Origin of the sequence: Paenibacillus polymyxa, assembly GCF_001719045.1 — a bacterium.
Classification (GTDB): Bacteria; Bacillota; Bacilli; order Paenibacillales; family Paenibacillaceae; genus Paenibacillus; species Paenibacillus polymyxa_B.
Map to the genome: position 1 here is coordinate 5,094,387 of NZ_CP015423.1, position 26,699 is coordinate 5,121,085.

23 protein-coding genes, 1 pseudogene and 2 CRISPR repeat arrays are annotated in these 26,699 nt (G+C 46.8%); of the genes and pseudogenes, 19 read left to right on the forward strand and 5 right to left on the reverse strand.

The annotated features are described in order from the left end of the window. Nucleotides 1–185: 185 nt before the first annotated feature. Nucleotides 186–488: a HesB/YadR/YfhF family protein gene (locus tag AOU00_RS23105; protein WP_069291750.1), complete on the forward strand. Its 303-nt coding sequence runs from the start codon at nt 186–188 to the stop codon at nt 486–488. Nucleotides 489–616: 128 nt separating this feature from the next. On the opposite strand, the gene AOU00_RS23110 is transcribed toward AOU00_RS23105, so the two are convergent. The 3 genes from AOU00_RS23110 to AOU00_RS23120 form a co-directional block, all read right to left on the reverse strand. Continuing rightward, entirely contained in the window at nt 617–1,129 is a 513-nt protein-coding gene (locus tag AOU00_RS23110) for a hypothetical protein (RefSeq protein ID WP_023988256.1), read from the reverse strand. A 115-nt stretch (nt 1,130–1,244) separates the two neighbouring features. Next, nucleotides 1,245–1,688 carry a DUF441 domain-containing protein gene (locus AOU00_RS23115; RefSeq protein WP_029517055.1) on the reverse strand — a complete coding sequence of 148 codons (444 nt, stop codon included), beginning with the start codon at nt 1,686–1,688 and terminating at the stop codon, nt 1,245–1,247. Between the two features lie 22 nt (nt 1,689–1,710). Beyond that, a complete protein-coding gene (locus tag AOU00_RS23120; RefSeq protein WP_061829409.1) occupies nt 1,711–2,682 on the reverse strand; it encodes a YpdA family putative bacillithiol disulfide reductase in 972 nt (323 codons plus the stop codon). Nucleotides 2,683–2,977: 295 nt separating this feature from the next. Here AOU00_RS23120 and AOU00_RS23125 point away from each other — a divergent pair, with 295 nt between their 5' ends. The 3 genes from AOU00_RS23125 to AOU00_RS23135 all read left to right on the forward strand — a co-directional run bounded on the left by AOU00_RS23125 (nt 2,978) and on the right by AOU00_RS23135 (nt 5,574). Continuing rightward, nucleotides 2,978–3,574 (forward strand): DUF2087 domain-containing protein, encoded by a 597-nt coding sequence (locus tag AOU00_RS23125; RefSeq protein WP_061829408.1) that lies wholly within the window; start codon nt 2,978–2,980, stop codon nt 3,572–3,574. 481 nt (nt 3,575–4,055) lie between these two features. Beyond that, nucleotides 4,056–5,153 (forward strand): ribosome small subunit-dependent GTPase A, encoded by a 1,098-nt coding sequence (gene rsgA / locus AOU00_RS23130; RefSeq protein ID WP_061829407.1) that lies wholly within the window; start codon nt 4,056–4,058, stop codon nt 5,151–5,153. An 82-nt stretch (nt 5,154–5,235) separates the two neighbouring features. After that, nucleotides 5,236–5,574 (forward strand): L,D-transpeptidase, encoded by a 339-nt coding sequence (locus tag AOU00_RS23135; protein ID WP_023988260.1) that lies wholly within the window; start codon nt 5,236–5,238, stop codon nt 5,572–5,574. A gap of 118 nt (nt 5,575–5,692) precedes the next feature. On the opposite strand, the gene AOU00_RS23140 is transcribed toward AOU00_RS23135, so the two are convergent. After that, nucleotides 5,693–6,712: a flagellar motor protein MotB gene (locus AOU00_RS23140; protein WP_237166227.1), complete on the reverse strand. Its 1,020-nt coding sequence runs from the start codon at nt 6,710–6,712 to the stop codon at nt 5,693–5,695. Between the two features lie 216 nt (nt 6,713–6,928). On the opposite strand from AOU00_RS23140, the gene AOU00_RS26730 reads away from it, so the two are divergent. Further along, nucleotides 6,929–7,078: a hypothetical protein gene (locus AOU00_RS26730; protein WP_023988262.1), complete on the forward strand. Its 150-nt coding sequence runs from the start codon at nt 6,929–6,931 to the stop codon at nt 7,076–7,078. Between the two features lie 127 nt (nt 7,079–7,205). On the opposite strand, the gene AOU00_RS25990 is transcribed toward AOU00_RS26730, so the two are convergent. Beyond that, complete coding sequence (locus AOU00_RS25990) at nt 7,206–7,445, reverse strand: hypothetical protein (RefSeq protein WP_013370782.1); 240 nt, start codon at nt 7,443–7,445, stop codon at nt 7,206–7,208. A gap of 389 nt (nt 7,446–7,834) precedes the next feature. On the opposite strand from AOU00_RS25990, the gene AOU00_RS23145 reads away from it, so the two are divergent. The 14 genes and pseudogenes from AOU00_RS23145 to cas1 form a co-directional block, all read left to right on the forward strand. Then, on the forward strand, nt 7,835–8,155 hold the full coding sequence (locus AOU00_RS23145) for a hypothetical protein (protein ID WP_023988263.1): 321 nt from the start codon (nt 7,835–7,837) through the stop codon (nt 8,153–8,155). A gap of 67 nt (nt 8,156–8,222) precedes the next feature. Then, nucleotides 8,223–12,218 (forward strand): type VII secretion protein EssC, encoded by a 3,996-nt coding sequence (essC, locus tag AOU00_RS23150; RefSeq protein ID WP_061829406.1) that lies wholly within the window; start codon nt 8,223–8,225, stop codon nt 12,216–12,218. Between the two features lie 16 nt (nt 12,219–12,234). Then, complete coding sequence (locus tag AOU00_RS23155; protein WP_061829405.1) at nt 12,235–13,077, forward strand: hypothetical protein; 843 nt, start codon at nt 12,235–12,237, stop codon at nt 13,075–13,077. 5 nt (nt 13,078–13,082) lie between these two features. Next, nucleotides 13,083–13,619: a WXG100 family type VII secretion target gene (locus tag AOU00_RS23160; RefSeq protein ID WP_061829458.1), complete on the forward strand. Its 537-nt coding sequence runs from the start codon at nt 13,083–13,085 to the stop codon at nt 13,617–13,619. A gap of 249 nt (nt 13,620–13,868) precedes the next feature. After that, nucleotides 13,869–14,144, forward strand: coding sequence for a WXG100 family type VII secretion target (locus AOU00_RS23165; protein ID WP_013309990.1), 276 nt, complete (start codon nt 13,869–13,871; stop codon nt 14,142–14,144). A gap of 201 nt (nt 14,145–14,345) precedes the next feature. Continuing rightward, the gene (locus AOU00_RS23170) at nt 14,346–16,391 is read left to right on the forward strand and encodes a serine/threonine-protein kinase (protein ID WP_061829404.1); all 2,046 of its coding nucleotides are present in this window, start codon (nt 14,346–14,348) and stop codon (nt 16,389–16,391) included. Between the two features lie 84 nt (nt 16,392–16,475). Beyond that, entirely contained in the window at nt 16,476–17,228 is a 753-nt protein-coding gene (locus tag AOU00_RS23175; protein ID WP_013309992.1) for a vWA domain-containing protein, read from the forward strand. A gap of 12 nt (nt 17,229–17,240) precedes the next feature. Further along, nucleotides 17,241–18,077, forward strand: coding sequence for a hypothetical protein (locus tag AOU00_RS23180; RefSeq protein WP_013309993.1), 837 nt, complete (start codon nt 17,241–17,243; stop codon nt 18,075–18,077). A 263-nt stretch (nt 18,078–18,340) separates the two neighbouring features. Beyond that, on the forward strand, nt 18,341–19,150 hold the full coding sequence (locus tag AOU00_RS23185) for an SDR family oxidoreductase (protein ID WP_061829403.1): 810 nt from the start codon (nt 18,341–18,343) through the stop codon (nt 19,148–19,150). Between the two features lie 532 nt (nt 19,151–19,682). Then, nucleotides 19,683–20,051: direct repeats of the CRISPR family, unit length 32 nt; unit sequence GTCGCACTCTATATGAGTGCGTGGATTGAAAT. 221 nt (nt 20,052–20,272) lie between these two features. After that, nucleotides 20,273–20,395, forward strand: a complete 123-nt coding sequence (locus AOU00_RS27515; RefSeq protein WP_257785357.1) for a hypothetical protein — start codon at nt 20,273–20,275, stop codon at nt 20,393–20,395. A gap of 436 nt (nt 20,396–20,831) precedes the next feature. Continuing rightward, nucleotides 20,832–22,316 (forward strand): aminotransferase-like domain-containing protein, encoded by a 1,485-nt coding sequence (locus AOU00_RS23190; RefSeq protein ID WP_061829395.1) that lies wholly within the window; start codon nt 20,832–20,834, stop codon nt 22,314–22,316. Between the two features lie 108 nt (nt 22,317–22,424). After that, nucleotides 22,425–23,354 carry a D-alanine--D-alanine ligase gene (locus AOU00_RS23195; RefSeq protein WP_061829394.1) on the forward strand — a complete coding sequence of 310 codons (930 nt, stop codon included), beginning with the start codon at nt 22,425–22,427 and terminating at the stop codon, nt 23,352–23,354. A 1-nt stretch (nt 23,355) separates the two neighbouring features. Continuing rightward, nucleotides 23,356–24,540 carry an aminotransferase class I/II-fold pyridoxal phosphate-dependent enzyme gene (locus AOU00_RS23200; RefSeq protein WP_061829393.1) on the forward strand — a complete coding sequence of 395 codons (1,185 nt, stop codon included), beginning with the start codon at nt 23,356–23,358 and terminating at the stop codon, nt 24,538–24,540. Between the two features lie 483 nt (nt 24,541–25,023). Further along, a CRISPR array of direct repeats spans nt 25,024–25,995; the repeat unit is 32 nt. 140 nt (nt 25,996–26,135) lie between these two features. After that, a pseudogene (gene cas1 / locus AOU00_RS23205) lies at nt 26,136–26,696 on the forward strand (CRISPR-associated endonuclease Cas1); the annotation flags it as partial. Nucleotides 26,697–26,699 lie beyond the last annotated feature (3 nt).

Here is a 26,699-nt window from a genome sequence, read left to right on the forward strand (position 1 = left end):
ATTTCAAAATGGATCTCGTATGGTTGAATCTTAACACCCTTTTTTGCGAATTGTCAAACCTTTTTCAAAAAAATGTATATGACTTGTCCAAGAAGCTCGCTGGGTTGAGACCGGTTGGTGGTCATTCTAAAAGATGCTATGATATAGTTGGCAGACGTCATTGTACAAGGAGATGAGCATAACGTATGAGCATACAGGTAACTGAACCTGCGGCACAGTGGTACATTAAGGAGCTTAGTTTGAATCGTGGAGATTCGATCCGTTTTTTTGTTCGCTATAGCTCTGGCGGTGGGTTGCATCCAGGCTTTTCTCTGGGAATTGCCGTAGAGCCGCCGCAGCACCCCGTATTACAGCATGAAGCGGCTGGCATTACGTTTTATATGGAGGACCAGGATTACTGGTATCTGAAGGGCCATCATCTGGAAGTTAAGTATTTGGAGGAACATGATGACATTATTTACACCTATGTTGAGGATGAACAACCTTAGTGTTCCACTGTCAATCATAGCGTGCAAATAGTTTGGACATGAAAAGCGGCGGAGTATCGTGTTACAGGAGATAAGCCTGTACATGATGCTCCGCCGCTTTTTTGTGGTCAAGGCGGGTATGTCGTATGTCAAGGGTTGTTAAGTATCGGGCCATCGAGTGCAAAATCAAAATCATCAATGTCGTACACATGTACAGGTACGGAAGCTTCGATAATGCGGTGGATCCAGTCCAATTGATCCGTCAGAATGGGTAATGATTCACGCTGAGCTGTCAACACCAGTTCAGTCTCAATTGGATCAAAATATTCTCCGTAATGCGCTGTATCAACAGCATTAATGATGATGAGTGATGTATTGGCATCGAATAGAATAGGCAAGCTCTTGGCCCAAGGCATCTGAAGGGCACGCCGAATTTTTTTCTGATTCAACGGTTCCTCAAAATAACTGATCAACTCGCTTACCTTCCGCTTCACATGTTGATCGTCCATAGGATTATCCATGAGCGGCTCTGTGCTGTCCTGGAATTCGTATAGTTCTAGCAGTGATGTGTAAGGCACTATATATTCCACAGGGGCGGGAGATGTAAGTAGTTGGCCGTATATAGCCACCATTACAGCTTCCGTTACAAATTGTCGAGACATCGGTCAAGCCTCCTGCATTTACCAAATTATGCGATATGAGTATACCACAAAGCGGGACTGAATTCAGCCCGACATGCAGATTGCTATCATGTATTCCTATATTTGTTGTACGAATTTAGCTGCGGCCAATTAACAAGGAAAGCAATCCGGCAGCAATTAGAGGTCCAACAGGAACTCCTTTAAAGAAGGCAACGCCAATGACGGTCCCGATCAGTAGACCTGTCACAATAATGGGCTGTCCAGACATTAAAGTTACTCCGCGGCCGCCAAGATAGGCTACCAGAATTCCGATACCAATCGCGAGCAGTGATTTCCAGTGCAGGAAAGACTCCATCACCTGATTGATACTGATTTTACCGCTGGCTAGCGGGGTCATGACCCCGATCGTCAAAATAATAATTCCGATCGTCAGGCCATACTTTTCAAGCCAGGGGAAAGCAGTGTGAAAGCTGGTTACCCGCAGTAGCAGTAATACAACCATGGCAATAGTCACGGTAGAGTTGCCACTAACAATCCCTAGACCAGCCAATACCAGTAAGATAAGTGAGCTGTAATCCATACAGATGTTCTCCTTCGTTTATTTAGCTTTGGATATGTTCGGCGATTTGTCGCCCGTGCCAGCGGCCTGTTTCAATAAAAACTTCATTGGCATTGCTGCCTGAAGCGATGACCCCGGCGACATATACACCTGGGATGTTCGTTTCCATCGTGGCAGGATTAAATTCTGGTTTGTCCAGATCCTCAGCCATGTGAACGCCGACAGACTCCAGCAGTTTTCGTTCCGGGTGAAATCCGGTCAGTGCCAGTACAAAATCATTCTCGAGTCGGAATGCTTCAGTGTCCAGCGGATTGACTATGACATGATCTGGATGGATTTCGGTAATGCGTGCGCCTAAGTGCAGCGTGATTTTCCCTTTTTGTACCATACTGTCAAACAGTGGACGTACCCACGGCTTGATGTATTGGGACAACTCGCTTCGACGATATACCATATCAATCGTAGCTCCGACCCGGACCAATTCCATCGCAGCATCTACCGCAGAGTTACTGCCACCGATGACTGCGACCCGGGTTCCTGTATAGGGATGGGCTTCGCTGAAATAGTGCGTGACTTTATCCAATTGTTCCCCGGGAATGCCTAAATAGTTCGGATGATCAAAATATCCTGTAGCCACTACGACATAACGGGACGAATACGTTTTGGTTATTTCTCCTTTGCTCAGGGTATGTACGGTAAATGTACCGTCATCCTGGCGATGAATGGACTGGGCCTCCTCATAATGCTGAATGTTCAAGTTATAATGAGTGGCTACCTTACGATAGTACGCCAGTGCTTCATGACGATAAGGTTTGTCATTAGGGGTGCTGAATGGAACATCACCGATTTCCAGTAGTTCGGCGGTGCTAAAAAACTGCATGTTCGTCGGATACAGAAAAATGGAGTGAACGATGTTGCTTTTTTCAATAATGACAGTTTGCAAACCTCTGCGGCTGCATTCGATTGCAGCGGATAGTCCGCAGGGTCCGCCACCGATAATGATTACGTCGTGCATTTGGATGAACCTCCAGTTGTATTGGTTTATTACGCCAGTTTTGTAGGGTTAACATTATTTTGACGATTAAAAACGGATCTCAGGATTGAAGCAAATAGCTCAGTATGTGAGAAGGTTTCAAATAATAATCCTACCGCAATGCAAACACAATATCCAGCCGTTTTCAGAAAGAGATGACGGACAGTGAAGATTGACAGCCACTTTTAGCAAACATATAATTAGATATATATCTATTTCGTGTAATTGAATTCGCTTGCATAGCAAGTACGTACTAGTGAAAAGAGGTGCAATAACGATGCAACTGGATAAAATGGTCAATTATCATAAAGCACTTGCTGATCCAACGCGAATGCGCATATTACTTCTTTTGTCACGTGGGGAGATGCATGGCCAAGCTTTGGCGAAAAAGCTGAATTTATCCCAGCCGACTGTTACACATCATGCTTCCAAACTCCGTGAGGCTGGGTTGATTAAGGAACGACGTGATAAAAACACGGTATATTTTACACTGAATCCAGAGCTGATCCGGCAGCATGCCGAGGCGACGGTACAATTTATTTTCGAAAAAGGAGAGGGGGAGGAAGAGATGTCAGAGTTGAATGAAACGCTGGAGGCGTCGGTCTTACGCAATTTTTTTTCCAAGGACGGCAAGTTGCGCCAAATCCCTGCACAGTATAAGAAAAAATTGATTGTACTTCAGATGCTGGCAGAAAAGTTGGAGCCAGGCCGTATGTATCCTGAACGTGAATTAAACGAGTGGATCAAGCAATACCATGAGGATTTTGCAACGATTCGGCGTGAGCTGATTATGCATCAGTTTATGTACAGGGAACGGGAAATGTACGAATTGAACCCGCGTGAGATGTGGACACGCTGGGATCAGGTACGCTAAACGAAACTTGACAAAGATTTCAAAAAAGTTTCGTAGCAGCCTTGACAGACAATTGATGGACTTGTATGATAAAGGAAATTTTAGGAGGAGGCGATGTTATATGCGTACGAACATGAATGGATGGGTTCAGCAGCAGAATGACTTGTCTCCCGCACGGACGATGCACGGTTAAAGACTGTATAGATCTATAGTCTTGGCTTAGCAGTTGGTTGGACAGTAGAACCAACGAAATCCGCAGGGAGTGATTCCCTGCGGATTTTTTATGGTTAGGCGTCTTGTTATCCAGTTGTTGATTCTGGGGAGTGGTCCGTGTGAGACCGCTTGCTTAAGTGAACGAACGGATCACATCGGCCTGAATCGTATACCCTCCGCAGGGAAACCCCTGCGGATTTTTTGCGTTGTTTGCATGCGGGGAGAAAAAATGTACACCTATCGAATAACACTACGATCAAAAATAAACGATGATTTCAGGAGGAAAACAATGAGTATACATGAATACGGTTGGTCTGATTACTGGAACGGTTTTTGGGACCAATGGAAGCAAAGCTATGAGGAAAGAGCAGGAAATACACAGGTACGTCCTGCCCGCTTGATTGCCGATTATGGACAAAAGGTGAAGCTTATCACAATGGATGGAGAACGCTGGGGAGCGGCTTCAGGTAAGCTACGACATGCTATGGTAGATCCGGCGGAAATGCCGGCTGTAGGGGACTGGCTGGCAATCACCACGTCGGATGAAGTGTCGGATGCAGTAATTCATGCCGTCTTGCCACGTAAAAGTCGAATATCTAGGCAGGCCGCGGGCTTTGAGACGAAGGAGCAACTGATCGCGACAAATGTGGATACGCTTTTCCTTGTTAATGCGCTGAATCATGATTTTAATATGCGCAGACTGGAACGGTATTTAATTATGGCTTGGAACAGCGGGGTAAACCCGGTTGTCGTTTTGAGTAAGAGTGATCTTTGTGAAGATGTCGAACAGCGGGTTGCTGAAGCGGAGGGAGTTGCTCCTGGTGTACCTGTTATCGTTATTTCTGCTTTGCAGAACGAAGGCAGAGAGCAACTGGAGGCGTTTCTTCAACCTGGCTTTACAGTTGCTTTGACAGGCTCTTCCGGTAGTGGCAAATCCACGATAGTAAACTGGCTCTCCGGGTCTGAAGTTCAACTGACACAGGATGTGAGGGAGGAAGATAGCCGGGGCAGGCACACAACCACTCACCGACAGCTTTTTCCCATCGCAAAGCAAGCTGTTCTGCTGGATACACCCGGCATGCGTGAGCTTAATCTGTGGGATGATTCCATGGGAGTCGCCCATACCTTTACAGATATTATGGAAACGGCGCAGCAATGCCGTTTTGCAGATTGCAAGCATAAGGGCGAAGCTGGATGTGCAGTGGAGGAAGCTATAGAGAGAGGGGAATTGTCGGAATCCAGAGTGAACAATTATCGCAAAATGCAGCGTGAACTGGAATATCAGGCGCGTAAGGAAGCGGATCGACGCAGGAAAGATAGCCGGTCAAGCACAGCCCCGGGTCGTAGGGATCAGCGAAGCGGCTGGCGACGTGATGTGGAGTGGTAAGCCAAGCTGCAGTGAAGCATCAAATGTAAAAATATAAGAAAATCTAAGTTGTAGTCGGCATATGGTATAAAGGGGTGAATATATGCCGAACTACAGCATTGTGGTGGATTTATCGGATCGTCGTTTATATTTGAAAGATGGAGATCAGATTGTTCTTAGTTATCCAGTCGGTATTGGCAAGCTGGCTACACAGACACCGCATGGGCAATTTACGATTATTAACAAACAGCCCAATCCCGGCGGCCCTTTCGGAGCGTTCTGGATGGGGCTGTCCAAGCCGCATTATGGCATTCATGGCACCAATGAGCCATGGTCCATTGGCAAGATGGTGTCACATGGCTGCATTCGAATGCAGAATAAGGATGTGCTTGAGCTTCAGGAAAAGGTAAGTATAGGCACGCCAGTCACGATACAGCCGTAGCGGCTAGAAGACACTAGATTCTGTATCTACTCAGACGTGGAAACCGCGTCCTAGGCTGTATCTGTGAAGCGTATTTCATGGCGAACGGCCGTAACTTTAGGTTAGATACTGCGTTTAGTTACGATTTGGGTTGGATAGGGATACGGGCTTCAATCTGTTTGGAGCCCTCTTTGTCGTCTGCGGATTTGGCTAACGGTCCCGAAAGGCGTTCCCCTTGTGTACCGTACGCCTGTTTGGCGTTAGTCCACATATCTTCGTTCGGTTCGAAAATTATGACTATGGTATAGTGGTTGGCAAGGCTCGGCTTTTTGACCCTCATGCTGAAGGAGCCGTCAGGCATAACTTTGGTTTGATCATCGTAGCCAAACTGCCATCGTCCCGGAAAATCAATCGTGAGTTTGACGTCCGACCCTTCCAGCAAATTGCTGCGCGCATATACATGATAATAGTTACCTTCTTGCTTCACATCAGGCTTAATCCACACTTGAGGGCTACCGTAGTCCTTAGGTTTATTCCAGACGGGCTTAACTAAAGGGGTATTGCGTTCTTGTTCAGGATCAAATTCAGCCCCAATCCGAACTTCATGCAGAAGCTGTTTGTTTTCTTCGTATTGATATACATAAGGACCTTCTAATTTGTTGCCACCGCTGCCATACAGATTTCGTATTTCATTGTCTTGGTCATCTGGACGGAACAGAACAGTCAGATCCATACTGCCTTGTATTCCGGGGCGTTGTACCTGGAGTACAAAACTTCCATCCTTTTGAACGGTTGTCTCATCCGTGTACCCAGTTAACAGGGAGTTTTTGACCGCAAGATTCCCTTTGATCCGTGCTCCGGCCGGGAGGTTGGAATGTCCTGTAACCTTCACGGTATTTTTATCAATGCTAACGCCACCTGATATTTCGACATAGCTGCTGCCTTGCTTATGGACAGGTGTATGATTGGCAGCTCGTTCATCAAGGGATGATGCGCCTTGGTTGGGATTACCCGTTACGGTGTAGGCACGTGCTTCAGCTTCATGTAGGGCCATACTCCGGGTTGAAGCTTTTTCCCTGCTGCATGCAGCCAGCATCGTTAGGATTAAGAATGCACATAAAAGGTTCCAGCCTATTTTGGTAATCATGTGTTTACTCATGGTTTTTGCTCGCTCCTTGTCCATAGCTTCCAGGCTTAACGTGATAAAATTTTCGAAACTTTATGTATTTACCCTAATTAAAGGGTATGTAATCCCGTCTGCTTTATCCTATAAGTAACGTACCTGTTTAAACAACAGACAGAATGGTTAAAAATGGATAGCCTGATCATCCCCTTGAAAAGCAGGGGCAGCTTGCTGTAAAGGAGCCTGAGTCATATGTCCATTGACCGTTTTATCTTAAAAAAGCTGGACAACTGCCGGGAAGAGCATACACGCGCTAATTTACTAGAACTGTTTAGAATACGGATTGAGAAGGCGCAGAATAAGGAACGAGGCGGTAAAAAAGGTTATCGCAGAATACTTTAAATAGAGTCTAATCAAATGCATAAGCTGCGGTAAGTCACATGTATCATGTTTCAAAGCTGCTGATATGGAGAGGGTGCTGAAATGCCCCTCTCTTTTTTGTGTCTAATGTGGACAAAAAAAGTCCCTCTTAATAGAGGGACAATGCCAATGAATCATTTTCACTAACGCTATGCAGGATGGCTTCACAACCGACAATCTCTATACTGATCAAAGAGTTAAGACATTTTTGAAGGGCACGCTTGCCGCTGGAGATTTTATTCTCCAAAGTGTTACTTAGAAGTTTTAATGTTTTTTGTACCGGTTGCTTATTTTCTTGATTGAAGTATACGGGAATACGTTTGTTTTGAAATGTAATTAATGTTCTCACAAAAATCACCTCGCCTGAGTTATTTCATGGCTTCATTGTAGTGCCCGTTTCTTAAAATTACCTTAAAAACACCTTATAAAAACATAAAGGTCTGAAAAATTTACAAAGTGTTCACAACAATCTAGGTAACAATCGAATTTAGTTCTAACTAATCGACAAAATGACGTATATCCCCATATTAAAAACAATTAAATACATATTATTGATGCTAATGACTCTACTAATGTGAGAAAATATGACTAAAGTCGCTGTTTTATTTTTGGAGTGGGTATTTTGTAACAAATTGACAGTCTAATAGTCGGATGCTACAGTTACGATAGCCATATTTCCGTAGAAATAGGCTTTTTGCGTGAACTTTGCTATATATTAAGGATCGGGAGGGATGACAGATGATCCTGACCGTGCTTTCAGGACGACAGGAAACAGAGTGGTTTGACATCGAGGTAGCTGATGAATACTCGGTGGAACATTTAAAGTTGATGCTGGGTGTGCGCATTTTCGGCGAGCCTCCAGCGGAAGGCATGCAATATATTATGGAAGCAAAGTTCCCGGAAGGGCTTTGGTTCAGGGTGGGGGATAACCAGCTACTCACAGGATCAGGCTTGCGGGAAGGCTGTACTGTGCGTATTCAGCGCGCTTTTTCGACAACTCAGGACGAAGCGCCTGTGTATGGAAGGCGTTCTCTGTTTCAAAGTGAAAAAAATGGGTAAATACACACATGAAATTATATGAAACCTTGGTAAAATGAAATAGTAAGCGAAAAGGGGGACTTTTGTCTTGAATGCATTATACCAGCGATCCCCGAGATTACGGCCGGCGCTCCGAGAGGAGAAGCTGGAGATTTTACGGCCTCCGGCTGAGCCGAGCAAGCCGTCTTTTTCTATTATATCTATACTTATTCCGTTAATGATGACGTTGGTGACTATAGGCTTTTACGTATATATGAGCAAAACAGGTAAGATGGGCAACAGTAACTATTTGATGTTCCAGATGGTCACTGTGGTCATGATGCTTACATCTTATACGATTCCTTTTTTCGTCTATCTAAATAATAAGAAGGAATACAAGCGCAAGCTGGAGGAACGGGACCGCATGTACCGGGAACAGCTCCAAAAGCATCGTGAAGAACTTGAAATGAAACGCGAGGAGCAAATTCGCACACTATATGAAATTCACGGTGACCCGCAAATATGTACTCAAATTGTCAAAAACCGCAACAGTTCACTCTGGGAACGATCACCTGAGGATGAGGACTTTTTGCAGGTGCGTATTGGAACTGGACAAGTTCCCTTTCATATTAAATTGCAAATTCCACGCCCAGACGGTTATGATCGAGATCCTTTGTTGGGAGCTGCGGATGAACTGGAAGAAGAATTTCGTCTGGTAGACGCCGCTTCCATTGCATTACCGCTATTTCAATCCAAAGTGGTTGGATTGGTCGGCGAACGGGAGCATACCCTTGCTGCGTTAAGAGTCATCTTGGCACAAGTGACGGTTCGTCACTCGCCAGATGAAGTGAAAATTGCTTCCTTCTATGACGAGCGAGAGGAAAGTGAATGGACTTGGATGCGCTGGCTCCCACATGTGTGGGATGATGACCGAATCCAGAGAATGATGTCAGACCGCAGTAGCAGCGCACATCAACTAGCTGATTTTCTGTTTGCCAGACTGAACCGCCGTAAAAATAATCGCAATGATCGTCAGGGCAGAGGGATGGAAGTCCCGTGTTATGTCGTTGTTTTATCTGACACCCAGCTGATTGAGGAAGAACCGTTGCTGCCGTTGTTACTGGAGGACGGCCGAGCCATTGATGCGTGTACGATTGTGCTGGCTTCTCGTAAAGAGGCTTTGCCGATGCAGTGTCAGCTGATTGTGGAGGCTTCCAAAGAGCAGGGCGTATATGCCCGCAAATCAGAATCGGCGGAGGTTGAACAGCAAAGTTTTAAACCGGATCGTTTATCAAAAGAGGAAGCCGATGCATTGGCGCGGTACATGGCTCCTATTCGCTTGAAGCGTTCCTCTGCTTCTGATATTCCCGCTGTGCTGCCTCTGTTTGATATGATGAGCGTAGCGAGTGTAGCAGAACTGGACGTGGCAGATCGGTGGCGACGTAACCGCCATCCTGATACCTTACCCGTACCGATGGGCGTGCGAGCAGGCGGCAAGAAGATTATGATTAACCTGCATGATAAGATAGAGCGTCAAGGACATGGTCCCCATGGCTTGATCGCCGGTACAACGGGTTCAGGGAAGAGTGAGGTTATCCAATCCATCGTAGCCTCGCTTGCTGCCGAGTTTCATCCGCATGATCTTGCTTTTATGCTGATCGATTACAAGGGTGGAGGCATGTCTAACACGTTCGTTAACTTGCCGCATGTGGTGGGTACGATTACGAACTTGGACAATAATTTGATTGAACGTGCCAAAATATCTCTTAAAGCAGAACTGGTTCGTCGACAGAAGATATTGAACGATGCAGGCAATTTACAGCATATTGATGAATATTACAGACTACTCCGGCAGCGGCAGGAACAACCGCTGCCTCATCTGGTTATTATTATTGATGAATTTGCACAATTAAAGCGGGATCAGCCAGAGTTCATGGACGAGCTAATCAGTATTGCTGCGATTGGGCGGACACTAGGTGTCCATTTGATTTTGGCAACGCAAAAGCCCGCAGGTGTCGTGGATGATAAGATCTGGAGTAACTCCAGGTTCCGCATCTGCTTACGGGTGCAAAGCGAAGGTGATAGCCGTGACATGTTGAAAATACCGAATGCTGCGTGGATTACGAAGCCGGGACGAGGATATTTTCAAGTGGGTAGCGACGAGGTTTTTGAAGAGTTGCAGTTTGCTTGGAGCGGTGCGCCGTATATAGGCAACAGCGATATTTCTTCTGCACTACCTGTCCATGAAGTGAGACTGAACGGGAAACGTGAAGCGCTACTGACGGGCGGAGAACGGGCAAGCTCAGGCTTAAAAGGTGAAGAAGCTCCTAAACAGCTTCAAGTATTTATTGATTATATTGCGAATGAGGCTGCTAAAGCAGGGATCGAACGACTTCAGGGACCGTGGCTTCCACCGCTGCCTGAATTGCTGGATTTAACAAATCTGCCTGCATGCACCGAAATAGATAGTACATCATCATCTTTGGAGCTGAAGGCTCTTATGGGTCTGGTCGATGATTTGCCGAATCAGCGGCAGGAGCCGATTTATGCATCGCTGGATCATGGTCATTGGGCTGTGTATGGCATGCCGGGCATGGGGAAAACGACCTTTTTGCATACGTTGCTGATGTCCACGGCTCAGCGTTTTACTGCGAATCATTGGAATGGTTATATCATTGACATGGGTCGAACGATGCGCGACTTTGGGGAACTTCCCCAAATCGGGGCTGTTATGATGGCTGAGGAGGATGACCGGATCAAGCGATTGTTCCGTTATCTGTTCAAGATGGTGGCCGTACGCAAGGAAATGCTTTCCGAGGCTGGTGTCAAAACAATAAGCTCTTATCGACGTTCTGCTGTCGAGGATATTCCGCAAATTGTCGTAGTCATTGATGGATATCTTAATTTCCGTAATGCTTATCCAGATGAAAATGAACTGCTGGAATCTCTTTTGCGAGAAGGAGGTAGTCTAGGTATCACGTTTATCATTACGGCGAACCGGATTACCGATGTGTTTGAGAAATTCCGCAGTAACATACCGAATGCTGTTTCTTTTGAAATGTCCGACCCGAGTGACTATTATTATGCGGTAGGACGACCAGCCAAAACGCCAGGACCGTTAATTCCAGGCCGCGCCCTGGTTAAAGGACATGTTCCTCCGCTGGAGTTCCAAACGGCTTTGCCTTCACCAGGTGAAGATGAGACGGAACGATCAGCACGGTTACGTCGCAATATCGCTGGCATTGCGCAGGAATGGAAAGGCAAGCACGCACCAGCCATTCTTCCATTACCTGAGCGGATTCCACTGTCGGAACTGCTTCAGCAGTGGGATCAGACAAGTGGACCCTCGGGCGCACTTCCTTATGAGGTGCCTGTAGGTCTACAGAGTGACGATCTTGAGCCTTTTCTCCTGAATCTAAAAGAAGGGCCCAATTTTATCGTGGGTAGTCCAATGGAGGGTGGAAAAACCTCTTTTCTAATGAGTTGGATTATATCGCTCGCTTATTACACATCACCTAATCAATTGGAAGTCTATACGATTGATACACGCTATGGAGGCGGAGGACTATCTAGATTACGGCATCTTCCTCATGTTAAGGCTGCTGCCGAAAGCGAAGAAGAAATGGGACCTCTGGTACAGAAAGTGTATGATATCGTTCAACAGCGGAACAAGGAAGGGAATGATCCCGAATTGCTCCTGGTCATTGATGATGCGGATATGTTAAGTAAGCAACTGAACGATTTTATGATAAAGGATCAGCTCTCCGCCATTGTACGGTTGGGACGTGATCGCAATGTGCATGTCGTGCTATCGGGTGTGCCATCTGATTTTCCTACCTTTGGTGTGGACTGGTTTAATGATGTCAAGGCAAGCCAAAGCGGTATGCTATTTGGAACACTAGATTCGAATGATCTATCGTTCTTTCGTATCCCTTATTCGGAGGCGAACGCCGCTGCTGGTGGCCTAAAAGTCCTGCCACCTGGGCAGGGATACTACGTACGGCGCAAATTTACCAGGATAAAAGCGGCAATTCCCTTCTCAGAGCAAGTGAGCTGTGAGGATTGGATAACGAAAATTCGTGACCGATGGCATGTTGTAGTTTGAAGGGAGGTGGCTCATAATGTTAACGTTTCAAGCTTCCAAGCAGAAGTTAATAACCCTCAAGGCGAAGGAACTGTTTTTTCTAGCAGGCGTATTGGGTTCTGACAGACTGCTTGGGGTGGAAGATCCGTTTAAGGGCTATCTAGCAGAGGAGTTGGCGGAAGAGTGGGAGCAGGTAAAAGCTACTCTTTTGGAAAAGGGTTATCTAAAGCGGGCAGATAAGGGCAAAGAGCTAGCAATGCCTCCTACCGTTTTTTCAAGAGTCGCTATCGCGGGATTATCCAACAGGGCTTGCCGTATACGCTATGTGCGGGGAGGCAAGCAGTTTGAAGGCTATCTCCATTGCACGAACGAACGTGTAGTGGAACTCGTGAAATCCGCTGATGAACCCGATGAGTATCGACTGTACGATCTGGGTAATGTGGAAAAGGCTTGCGAAACATTGGTTGATAAAATGGGTTGGGTAGATCGACTTATGCCTGAATCCCCCGCACTTATGTTCTCCAAGCAGGCATTTAATAAAATTTACGAGCAGTCGGCAGGAGAAAGTGTATCTCTGATCAGCAGTAAACTGACCGAGGCTAGCGGAGATGCAGAGGGGTCTGCAAGCCTGGCTCAGTCTTTGAGTTCCCGTGTAGCCGAGGGAGAATTGCAATTGCTGGTCTGGAACGGTAGGGAGTGGGAGTCACAACGGGCAGCCTTTGTCCTGTGTCCCGCAATGAACTGGATATTTCGGATGAGCTCCAGTGGTAACGGAGACTGGCTGATTGCAGCTATGGCTTCAAGAGATCAGTTTGTGGATTTATTATTAAATTGGTTGAAACAGTCGGCAGTGAATGAAGAAGTGACAGAAGAAGGGTGATGGATATGCGCATTCGAGTTGAACCGGATGTGCTTCGGGGGCTTAGCGGGCAGCTACAGCATGCGGCGGAGCAAATTCAACAGTTAACAGCAGGTTTGGAGCAGGCGTTACAATCGCTGGATTGGGATGTATCTGCACGCGAGGCGATCTTGAATCATTGGATGCAGGCCAAGCGGATGTCAGAACAGATCCATGCTTACCTCCATACATCAGGTACACAACTGAACCGAAAGGCAGAGCAGTTTCAGTCTGTTGATCACAACTATCAAACGATTCTGTCATTTGCCAGCCAACCATTGGGACGACCCGTCACGATGCTCGATTGGTCGAATCAGCAATCACCGTCTATTCTGCCTGGGCAAGCTTCGGAAGGAGGCAGTCTGATTTCAAACCCGCAGTCTGTCGTACATGCCATTGCTGGTGTACAGTCTTCGGATATAGAAACGTTGCATCAGGATATTCTGATGCAGGCGTCTTCTAGCAGTCCGCAGGATTGGTATTTTACTGATCCCTCTACAGCAAGAGATCAGCCTGTCGCTTAGTTGGGAACGCGTTCCGGGACAATCTGGATCGACTGCAAAATTTACTTGAATTCGTTTCGCAATTCCCGGCTTTATGGGACTTATTAGGTGGTTGTTTTGTTAATATTATACTGTTAGGTGCTGTTTTATAGTTAAAAAGTGGGATTATAACAATTAGGTCCTTTGCCTTTTGTAGGGAATTAAATAGCCATAGTACAATTTGAACCAGATAAACAAAAACATTATTTATCATCAAGGAGGACGCAAAAAATGGCAGGACGCATTTTAATTACCCCAGAACAGGTTGATCAGGTGGCTAACCAATTTAAACAAAGTGGTGAACAAAGCCAGCAGATCGTTTCCAGTTTGACACAGTCCATCTCAGGTATGGAAGGTCAATGGGAAGGTATGACTAAGCAACGCTTCTTCCAAGAGTTTCAGGAAGCTAGCAAACAAATGCAAGCTTTCGTAACGACTTTGAATAGCATCAGCCAAGAATTGACAGCTATCGCTAACAAATTCCGTACGGTTGACCAAACGAAATAAGTTGCCTTGCCTGATAGGGATCAACTTATCATACACCACTCTAAAAAGAAGCAATATGTGAGCCATTCCTCATGGTTTGGCACAGGATGTTCAGGAAAAACCGGGCGATCTTCGGATACCCGGTTTTCTTGCCATCCATAGATGTATATAATAAGGTGAGGAATACTAGCATACTGAATGATGTAAGGAGAGGGATGTTTCATGTCTTTTCAACCGAATCCGGGAGACGAATTGATCATAAACGGCACAGCTTATGTGGTTGGGCGACATCCCGCTGCACCCGGTTTAGCCTATGCTCAAGCAGGGCGACAGGGAATTGTATACCAGCTAAATGCCAAAAACGGAGCGCCGCATGAGGCCAAAGCCCTTAAGGTGTTTTTTCCGAAGTTCCGCATCCCGGCTATGGTTTATCAATCGGAGCATATGGAAGCATACGGGGATATTCCCGGTTTGCAGGTATGCAAGCGTGATGTGCTCACTCCAGAAAGAAACGGAAGTCTGATCGCCGAGCAGCCTGATTTGCTGTATGCGGTGCTGATGCCATGGGTTCACGGTATGACATGGTTCGATTGTCTCACAGATCAGCGTCAGCTTGAGGCTTCCGATAGTCTGGCTTTAGCCAGAGCATTGGCAGGGATCGGTTCAGCTATGGAGCAAAAAGGATTGGCGCATTGTGATTTATCGGCGCCGAATGTAATGCTTCCGTTTTTTTCTGAAGTGGAACTGCCTCAAGGCACGTCAGCTGTGGAATTGGTGGACGTGGAACAAATGTATAGTACTAAAATGGATCGTCCAGATGCTCTATTGGCAGGTTCGCCAGGGTATGCCGCCCATCGTACCGTCCACAGCGGGTTATGGAGTGCGTATGCAGACCGTTTTGCAGGGGCAATTATTATAGGAGAAATGCTAGGCTGGTCTGACCGTGTAGTAGTGGACAAAGCGTGGGGCGAAAGTTATTTTGATCAGCATGAAATGCAGACGCCTTGTGAACGTTATTTTATTTTACGAAAATCACTTGAATCCCGGTGGGGCAGCAAGGTGGTAGAATTGTTCAGCCGTGCCTGGGATAGTCAGGATTTAAGCAGTTGCCCTACTTTTGGCGAATGGCTGGTTGTACTTAATGCCGTTACTGAGCAGGAAATTCCAGTTGAGGCTATAGAACCGGAGCCTGCTGCGACAGAAACAATAGAATCGGCAGCGGTGGGCGGCCTTGCCAGTGAAGCTGCACCCTCTTTGTCAGCGCCTGCACCGCTCAAAGCTGAACAGGCTGCATTGCTAAATCAGGCTGCTCTGGAGCAGGGAGAGCGTGGGGTAACGGACAAGCTGTTCCGACAGGCACGTGATTTGGAGCAGCAAAACAAACCTGCTGCAGCGCTAGAAGTATACCGGTCGTTGTATCATTTTGTAGAAGACGGTAGTCCTCTGCATGTGGAGGTGTCGGCTGCGATCACAGGGCTAGAGGAGCAGTTGAATCCCAAGACGCCAGAGCAACCTGAAAAATCAAAAGCCTGGTATCGATCCAAAGCATTTATCGTGACAACTGCGGCCGCAGTCGTTGTATTGGCAGCTGGAATCCCAGCCGTGAATATTCTTGCAGATCAGTCCAATCAGCGGCAAATCGAGGCAGCCAAGCAGGAAGAGGCAGCGAAGGCTGCAAAGGCGGCCGAGGAAAAGCTGGCAGCCGAGCAGGAAGCGGCTCAAAAATTGCTGACGGAGAAACAACGACAGGAAGCGGAACAGCAGACCAAACAACAGGCACTTGCTGCTCAAAAGCAACAGGAGGAGCAGAAGAAACAGCAAGCCCTTATCGCTCAACAGGTTAAATATGAAGCTTATCTCGCCCAAAAGGAACAAAACAAGCAGGCGGCTGCCAAGTTGGCGAAGCAAAAAGCGTATGATCAACAGGCAAAGTATGAAAAATACTTGGCTTTGAAAAAAGAGCAGGAAGCTCGTGCCGCCCAGGAAGAGGCAGCTCGTAAGGCAGCAGCCGAGGCGGAACAAAAGCAAAAAGAGTCCATGCATGCACGAAACAAGGAGAACGTTCTTCAGCTTATTTCCCTGTACAACAAGGCGTATGCCTCTCAGGAAGGTGGAAGCGCTGCGAAGGCTAAGAGCTTTGCCAAGCGTTTTAGAACACTATATGATAGTAATCCTTCTTATTATCGTTCGGTAGGTGAAGTGGGATATCGGGCTTCCTCGATTTATAACTTTTTAGGAGATACGAATTTCAGACTGCCTAAAATTTAATATTTCATATGTTTATATATGGGCGGAATGATAGATACAAAATAGATGGAGATAGAAGGTAACTGAGGGGAGCATGTACAAACCATGAATTATACAATACAGGCTTCACAACGTACTCCCGCCCTGATCATTTACCTGATTGACATCAGCGCGTCGATGAACATGCTGATGGAGGGGCGGCGGCGTATTGACGTTGTATATGAAGCTATATCGTTGGCGATCCGGCAGATGGTTTTTCGGTCAACCAAAGGAAATCGGCTGACAGCGCGTTATCGGATTGCGATTTTGGCTTATAGTGACGACGTGTATGACCTGCTGAATGGTGTCAAGGGGATAGATGAAATTGCGGCCATTGGCTCGTTGCCCGATTTGACACCCAAACGATTCTCAGATTCTGCAAAAGCCTTCTTGCAGGCTGAACGTATTTTGCAGGCGGAATTACCAGGGATGCAGGATTGCCCTGCACCTTTGGTCTGTCATATGACAGATGGGGTTTCTACAGGCGATGATCCAGAACCGATTGCGAAGCGTATTATGAGCATGAGTGTACCGGACGGTAATGTACTGGTGGAAAATATATTTTTATCCGACAGGTTGCTGGAAACGCCTATTCAGGACCCCCGTCGCTGGAAAGGTCTGACGCATAATACGCCGTTGCAGGATGAACATGCTGTGAAATTGCGTGATATGTCTTCTGTACTGCCTGAAAGCTATCGAGAAATGCTGTTTGAGGCAGATTATCAGTTAGGTGAAGGAGCCATTATGATGCTGCCCGGAACCTGTGCGGAACTGGTGTCCATTGGGTTCCAAATGTCGGCCGCAACGCCTGTACGGTAAGGAGGTAAAAGCATGAATCCACTGCTGTCCCTGCTCCCGGCGAGCAAAAAAAAGGGAATGAATGCAAGGCTGACTCAGCAATTTGCTTACATAAGCTCTCAGACAGGCGATCAGCCTTTATCATCTCATCACAGTCGTTTTATGTGTCGTTATGGCTATGGAAGGTCTGCCGAATCTGCCAGTATGGGGGAAAGCGGACAGGATTTCGCCGCAGTACGTATTCATAAATCCGTCTGTTGTTTTGTCTTGTGTGATGGTGTCGGGCTCAGTTACCGAGGAGATTTTGCAGCCCGCTATCTGGGTTCTTCTTTACTGGATTGGATGGAACGGGGACAAGATCTGTCTGCTGATCAATTGAGAGTGTACCTTGAACGTTTGGCAGGTACAGCGGCAGAGGAACTGGATCGGCAGCCTTTGGATCACGAATCAGGCTTAATGCGTTCGGTATTGGAAGATAAACGTCGTCAGGGAAGCCAGTCCATGTATATTTGCGGTAAAATCGAACTGCCGAAGCGTGGTAGTCGTGGCCGTCTCCGACTTGCCTGGCAAGGAGACTCACGGTTGCGACTATGGAACGGTGCCGAAGAAATTAGCGAGCTGTTCGATCATACTTTCTCTACAGCGGAGCGCTGGTCTACAAGTCGTGGGCCGATTGGAGGGAAGCCTCATTGGTATGAAAGAAGCATACCCGCGGATATGCCGATGAGATTACAGGTATATACGGACGGTTTATCCGATTTAGACCCCATTCGCGAGCCTGTCCCTGATGAGCAGATACAGGTATTGCTGGATGCATCCCATACCGGGGGACTTGATGATGATGCTGCATTTATTGAGTTGCAGTGGTAAATAAATAAGAAAAGGACGTTATACAACCATGGATATGGATGTATACGTCCTTTTTTTGATGAATACATAGAACATACGATTCTTTAAGATATTTGTAGAATGTAACGAGGAAAAGAAGGAAAGAGGCGCTAATACGCGTAATATTCGCTCTTTTCTTAAATATCACAAAGGAATAGCAAAAAATGCGCAAAAATAGTGATTATAAAGTATATCCTTTTGGGTAATCTTGTGATTATACAGATTACAGAAAGGGAGCGATACATATGAGCTACACATATGCAGGAGGCGCGCGCTTTGAAGGCAAAACCGCTCTAATCACGGGAGCTGGTTCTGGGATTGGCAAGGCAACGGCCATTCAGATGGCTAGAGAAGGAGCGAATGTCGCTCTTTTTGACGTAAGTAATGAGCGCATTTCGGAGACGGAAAGAGAAATTAATGCTATACGTGAGGGATCAGCGCGGGCTTTTGACGTGGACATTGCCGATCCGGTGCGTGTGGAAAAGGCAGTTCTGGAAGCGGTTGAATTATTTGGCGGACTGCATATCATTTTTGCTAATGCGGGGATTAACGGGGTCGTCGGACCGATTGAGGATCTGAGCATTGAGGATTGGCGGCAAACATTGTCCACGAATCTGGATGGTACCTTCCTGACGGTGAAGTATACAATACCACATTTGAAAAAGAACGGTGGCGGCAGCATTATTATTACCAGCTCCATTAATGGAAATCAGCGCTTTACCAGCTTTGGGATGTCAGCCTATAGCACATCGAAGGCGGGTCAAACCGGTTTTGCTAAAATGGCTGCGCTGGAGCTGGCTAAGTTCCGTATTCGTGTGAATGTCATCTATCCGGGTGCCATCTCGACGAATATTGATGAAACCACGGAGAAATCGGAAGGGTTAAAGCAAATTACCATCCCCGTCAAGTTTCCCGAAGGAGGACAACCGTTGGCTGATGGGCCGGGTCAACCCGAGCAGGTAGCTGATTTGGTGACATTTTTGGCCTCTGATCATTCGCGACACATTACTGGCGCACAAATTGTCATTGATGGGGCAGAGTCGTTATTGTTTTAGAAATAGAGCATTCTCTGGGACAGAGAAATGTTTTGTGGTATCCTGAGTGTATTATCTTGGTTACGGTGCGAATGTGAAGCTCACATAAAAAACCTGGATCCTTCGCACCTCGAAATTTGTCGAAATGGTTTTGAATTAGCTTTCTTCGTTAGAAATCAATAATCGATTCAAGCTTTTTTGACATCGTTTTTTTCGAAAATGCATGGAATTAATATCATTAGGGTATTAAATCCTTCATTTTCGCTGTCGCACTCTATGTCGCACTCTGTATGGAGTGCGTGGATTGAAATTATCGAGAAAGGAGGACAAGGAAGATGCTAGAAAGGGTCGCACTCTGTATGGAGTGCGTGGATTGAAATCTCGGTGCTGACGCGTCCATAACCAGCAGCACGGTCGCACTCTGTATGGAGTGCGTGGATTGAAATGCTCAGGCTCGAAATGGACGGTTCAGGCGTCCCGCAGGTCGCACTCTGTATGGAGTGCGTGGATTGAAATGTCCATAGACCTAGCACCTACAGCAAAAATTCCTGTCGTCGCACTCTATATGAGTGCGTGGATTGAAATGCTTCGGAATCGGTCAAACGCCAGTGTGGGCCAAGCCGTCGCACTCTATATGAGTGCGTGGATTGAAATTCATTAACCACGGTCGATTGATCGTAACACCTAAACGTCGCACTCTATATGAGTGCGTGGATTGAAATTCTCCATGCAACGGCCTGATAGTGACGTGCTGGAGTCGCACTCTATATGAGTGCGTGGATTGAAATGATCTGGTTGTCCTCGACATCCGCGGTGGATATAGAGTCGCACTCTATATGAGTGCGTGGATTGAAATCATTCTTAATTGTGTTAACTCTAAAAACGTCTCCGTCGCACTCTATATGAGTGCGTGGATTGAAATTAAGTATGGATGGCGAAATCTAAACGGGACGAGTAGGGGTCGCACTCTGTATGGAGTGCGTGGATTGAAATTGCATTAGATGAGTGATCACGTTCGGCCTTACTATAGTCGCACTCTGTATGGAGTGCGTGGATTGAAATAGACGTAAGCCACCAAGCAAAGAAACAATTCTCCCAGGGTCGCACTCTGTATGGAGTGTGTGGATTGAAATTATTACGTTCGTGAGTTTGGTGATTCTGTCGCTCTGGTCGCACTCTGTATGGGGTGCGTGGATTGAAATGACACAAGAATTCGACAGACAGGAAGGAATTTCCGTCGCACTCTGTATGGAGTGCGTGGATTGAAATTCGAACATGAACACGCGTGGTATCTCCCCGTCGACGTCGCACTCTGTATAGAGTGAGTGGATTGAAATATGATGAATGGAGGACGTCCTCAAGAAAGAAATAGGCGCACTCCATGTGACAATTGACGATGCGGCAGGATTCACGGTCAGTCGTTACGGCATATGGTTTTGTTTGACTGGTATGCTTTGCATAGTTCTCAGGGCTTCAGCCGCAGAAGGAAGAAAATAAAATCGAAGTGAAACGATCTTTGTGATATGTACAATGCTCGCAATGGGCGCGATGAGAAGCAATGATGCGGGGGAATGAGGCAAGAATATGAGGACGTACAGGGGATAAAATGCGGAAGAACCACCGAAGGATGAAAAATCCAGTGCGGTGGTTCTTTTTTTTCACTCGTCTTGTATGCCATCATTATAGGGGGAGGGGATGAAGGATGTTCCAGGATTTCAAGCTCGTAAGTGACCGGCCGGTCTCGATACAAGTAAAAGAATACGTCAATCGTTTAATTATAAAAGGGGCGCTTCAGGCGGATCAGAAGCTACCTTCCACACGAGAAATGAGCGTTCTGCTTAAGGTGAGCCGCAATACAGTCATTGCAGCCTATGAAGGCTTGGAGGATGACGGGTTTACGTATGCGATTCCCGGAAAGGGTAGTTATGTGGCCGCCATGGTGGGCCAGTCGGCCGTAGATAACGGAGGATCTGACGGCTCTGCCACTTGGGAGATCGACTGGAAGGCAAGAATGAACGAGTATGCTGTATTGGCTGTTGATCTGGATATGATGAAGCAGGGCATTCGTGCCCAAAAGGGAACTATCTCGTTCACAAGCATCGCTCCGGATGAGCAGCTGTTTGATCTGGGGGATGTAAGGCGAGCTTTTATGGATCGGATGGCAATCGAAGGGCAGGTGCTGCTCAACTACGGCTATGCTAAGGGCTACAAGCCGCTGATTGATTACCTGATGCATTATATGGAGAACAAGGGCGTCGATATAATTGGCAAGGATATGCTGATTACAGGCGGGTTTACAGAAGGCTTTGACATTGTGCTGTCGGCTTTACGCCCTTCTGCACGCCGCGGAGCGGCAATTTGTGAAAATCCGACCCATCACACAGCGATCAAAAATTTGAAGTTGCAAGGATTTGAGATTACCGGCATTCCGATGGAGTGTGACGGTATTGATGTAGAGCGGCTAGAGGAGGTATTGCAGACCAATAGCTTCGATTTGGCTTATTTGACTCCTTCCTATCACAATCCGACAGGCATCGTCATGTCGCCAGCAAAGCGCAGCGCTGTTATGAAATTAATGATGAGCTATCAGATTCCGGTGATCGAGGATGGATTCAATGAGGAGCTGCGTTACTCGGGAGCGCATATTGCGCCCTTAATAGCGACAGCAGGCCAAGGGAACGGAGTAATCTATATTGGCAGCTTCTCCAAGGTGCTGTTCCCTGGCTTGCGTGTAGGCTGGGTGCTTGGAGACCGAGCACTGATTGACACTCTGGAAAGCATTAAGCGTGCGCGCACCATTCATACCTCAACAATCGATCAATCGATTTTATACCAATATATGCTTAACGGAAATTTCGATAAACATGTAAAAAAAGCACGTACAGAGTATAAGCGCAAATATGAGCTGACAAAGACATGCTGTGAAGCACATCTTCCTGAGGCGCAGGTGTCTGGTGACGGGGGCTTGCATTTGTTCCTTACCTTCCCGACAGGCGTAAATACACGCCAGCTGCTAGAAGCTTGCACAGAACAGGGTGTCATTTTTACACCGGGAGACAAGTTTTTTATTCAAGAAGGCGAAGGGACGAATACATTGCGGCTTGGGTTTTCACGAGTAACAGATGAAAATATCGAACGGGGTATTCAAATAATCGGTAAACAGACGCGTAAATTTCTTAAGGCATAAGGATTAAGAAAAGAGCTATAGAGAAGGAATATTGTTTCGAAGAAGCAATAGCGATCGGATGAACATCCGTAGCCACATAAAGATTTTGAAGAAAAATGAGGTGTCATGATGAAAATTGGCGTTATTATGGGCGGTATTTCCTCTGAGCGTGAGATTTCTCTGCAGACAGGTCAAGAGATGATCAATCATTTGGATCGCAGCCGTTATGAAGTGGTTCCAATGGTGATCGAGCAGCGAGCGGATTTAATCGCGCAGGTCCAGCAGGCAGGCATTGATATCGCGCTGTTGGCACTGCATGGTCAGTATGGCGAGGACGGCACGGTGCAGGGAGCGCTGGAGACACTGGGCATTCCCTACACAGGCAGCGGTGTCCTGGCAAGCAGCTTATGCATGAATAAGCAGTTGTCCAAGATGCTGTTGAAGGCAGCGGGTGTGCATACGCCTTCAGGCCTTTACTGGCAGGGGATGGACGATTATGATCCGCAGGTGGTGGAGCATTTGGGCTACCCGGTTATTGTGAAGCCGAATATGGGGGGATCCAGCATCGGCATCCAGCTTGTACAAAATGAGAAGGAACTGCTGCCGGCTGTTCAGGAGGCTTGCAGCTTGGATCAAGCGATCTTGATTGAGCCCTATTATGAAGGGACGGAGATTACCTGCTCCATCGTAGATGGCGAGGTATTACCGATTATTAGCATTAGCTCCGCTCGTTCGAAGTGGTTCGACTACAAAGCAAAATATGAGGTCGGCGGCGCTGAGGAGAAGGTGATCGAGCTTCCCCCCGTTATTGAGCAGCGTGTGCGCGAGGCGGCACTGTCCAGCTACCGGCTGCTGCAATGCAAGGTCTATGCAAGGATCGATATGATTTTGTGTCAGGATAGACCTTACGTGCTGGAAGTGAACACATTACCGGGAATGACCGCCAACAGCCTGCTTCCGAAGAGTGCGGCAGCTGCGGGTATAACCTTTACACAGCTACTCGACCAAATTATTGCCAGCTCGCTCCATGAGCGGAAACAGGAATGGAGGATGGCGTAATATGTTTAGTGAAATGGGGACAGGGCGGTTTGTATCCTCGCGCGTACGGGATATTCGCCCATCGGGAATTCGCGCTTTTTTTGATCTGAATGCAGCAGGCGGAGGTACAATCGCCCTTGGGGTCGGAGAGCCTGATTTCGTTACACCGGACAAGGTACGTGAAGCTTGCATTCAGGCACTGCGTGAAGGACAGACGAAATATACTTCGAATGCCGGCTTGATGGAGCTGCGGGAGGAGATCTCTGCTTATTTTTCCGGCAGCTTTGCGCTTTCCTATGACCCTGAGCAGGAAATGATTGTGACGGTGGGGAGCAGTGAAGCCGTCGACCTGGCGCTGCGAGCAGTGATCGATCCGGGTGACGAGGTGCTGATTCCAGCGCCAAGCTATATTGCCTATGAACCCATTACCCATCTGCATGGCGGTAAAATTGTAGAGGTGGCGGCTACGGCAGAGGAGCAATTCAAGCTGACCCCGCAAGCGCTGCAAGCGGCAATTACACCTCATTCAAAGGTTTTAATGATCAATTATCCCTGTAATCCAACTGGAACAGTTATGACGGAGCAGGATTGGCTGCCGATTACAGAGCTCATTATCAAACATAATCTGGTCGTCATTTCGGATGAAGTGTATGCCGAACTGACTTACGGGAGAAAGCATGTCAGTATCGCCTCCTTGCCGGGCATGAAGGAGCGTACGATTGTCATCAGTGGTTTTTCCAAAGCATTTGCGATGACAGGCTGGCGGGTAGGCTATGCGTGCGGTCCGCATGAGCTGATTGCCGGCATGCTGAAAATCCACCAGTACACAGCCATGTGTGCGCCCACCATTGCACAGATTGCCGCGCTGGAATCATTGCGCCATGGCTTGGCTGCCAAGGATGAGATGATGGCGAGCTACAATGAACGTCGCAAGCTGTTTGTGGCTGGCTTGAATGCAATCGGGCTTGCTTGTCATGAGCCTGAGGGGGCTTTCTATGCCTTCCCTTCAATTACTTCTACTGGCATGTCATCTGAGCAGTTTGCACTTCGTATGCTGAAGGAAGCGAAGGTGGCGGTCGTACCGGGACATGTATTCGGATCAGGCGGAGAGGGCTTTATTCGCTGCTCATATGCAGCCTCGCTCGTCGATTTGGAGAAGGCGCTGAAACGGATGGGAAGGTTTATGCAGGTAATGCAGCCGGTATGATGAACAGGGTTAATAACTCAACTTTTGCAGAACGTCTTTATGAAATATTTTACAATACCTTTATGTTTTTTGAAAACATAAAGGTATTTTTCTGATCAATGTAGTGGATATTTCTGGATGCATTTACCCAAAGCCAGAACGTTTAGCTTTGGAGTTAACTGGTGGAACCTTGCTTTTAAATGCGCTATCGATGAATTAAATATATTCGAATGTGCGCTTCCTCCTTCACAGGTGGCAGAACTGGCAGAGGTGAAATAAGTCCAGGCAGGAATTTGTTGCTAAGCCAAAAAGCGAGTCTGTCCAGGTGCGAATGTGAAGCTCACATGAATTCTCCGAGAGTTTCGCACCTCAGATTTTGTCGAATTATATCGAATGTGAACAAATTTTAAACGATCGCAAGAGGATGAGGTAATATTAGATGCGTTTTTGCCAAAATAACGCTAGAATGTTACTTAAATAGGGGGCATTTGACCCATTATCGCTGTCGCACTCTATATGAGTGCGTGGATTGAAATTTTGTTCCTCGCTCAGCATGCGGATCAGGTGTATGGTCGCACTCTATATGAGTGCGTGGATTGAAATTGAGTCGTCCATTGTAAGAATGCATGTTGAGTATCCGTCGCACTCTATATGAGTGCGTGGATTGAAATTTTGCAGTACTTAGGAGTCCAAATGTAAAAGGAAGTCGCACTCTATATGAGTGCGTGGATTGAAATTGATATAGATGATTGGTCGCATGTATGATATCTCGTCGCACTCTATATGAGTGCGTGGATTGAAATACTGAGCAACCACTTCAATTGCATGTTCCTCTTCTGGTCGCACTCTATATGAGTGCGTGGATTGAAATATTTTAAAGTTGATCCAATGGCTATGATAAAAATGTCGCACTCTATATGAGTGCGTGGATTGAAATAACACTACAATCACACGAGCAAAAGTCTTGTTCGCGTCGCACTCTATATGAGTGCGTGGATTGAAATATATTGCGTTTTACAGTAGAAATTATCTTGCATGCCAGTCGCACTCTATATGAGTGCGTGGATTGAAATATCGACATAGAGGTGGACGATTACCATATCCTCGGTCGCACTCTATATGAGTGCGTGGATTGAAATTTCAAGGGCTATCGTACACGGCTTGAGGACGCAGTTTCGTCGCACTCTATATGAGTGCGTGGATTGAAATTGTGCTGTCCTGGCGCACCCTTAACTCGCTTACCTGTCGCACTCTATATGAGTGCGTGGATTGAAATCAATACCGAAATGATGGGGGGTGGAATTATTAAAGTCGCACTCTATATGAGTGCGTGGATTGAAATGGATCAGGAGCAATGGGCATAGCATCCGGTTCAGTCGCACTCTATATGAGTGCGTGGATTGAAATGCGTATCCAGACGGTTTATGCTCGGTGTAGCAAAGAGTCGCACTCTATATGAGTGCGTGGATTGAAATATCAAATGACACGCCAGCACTGGCAGGGCATCCCGCAGTCGCACTCTATATGAGTGCGTGGATCATGACGGAGCAGCCGCCACTTGGTCGTACGAGTGGAGAGCGCCTCTTTATCCGAAATCATGAAGAGGTCCGTGAAGTGAGGAGCTGGAGATTTTACGCGGTTTGGAGGGGACGGCGGCAGTTCAGTACAATTCCGTGTGGGATGATCTGATCTTGCAGCAAAAAGATGATTTTTATTTCCATGGACGCCATAAGCGCCCGCCGTTAGATAACGTGAATGCCCTATTATCTTTTGCCTATACACTGTTGTCCAACGATATGAAATCCGCACTAGAAGCTGTCGGTCTATGCTTATGTAGGTTTTCTGCATAGAAGATCGTCCAGGGCGAGCCTCCTTGGCACTGGATGTGATGGAAGAGCTTAGAGGAGTATATCCCGACCGTTTTGTTCTTACATTATTAACAAAAAATGATTCATGGCAAAGGATTTTACAAAAAAGAAAACGAGGCTGCTATGATGGACGATGATACGAGGAAAATCGTATTGAAGGCATGGCAAGAACGGAAACAGGAAAAAATGATTCATCCTTATTTGAATGAGAAAATGTCTTGGGGGCTTGTGTCCTATTGACAGGCTTTGCTCTTAGCTAGATATATTCGTGGAGATCTGGACGAGTACCCTCCATTTTTGTGGAAGTAGGTT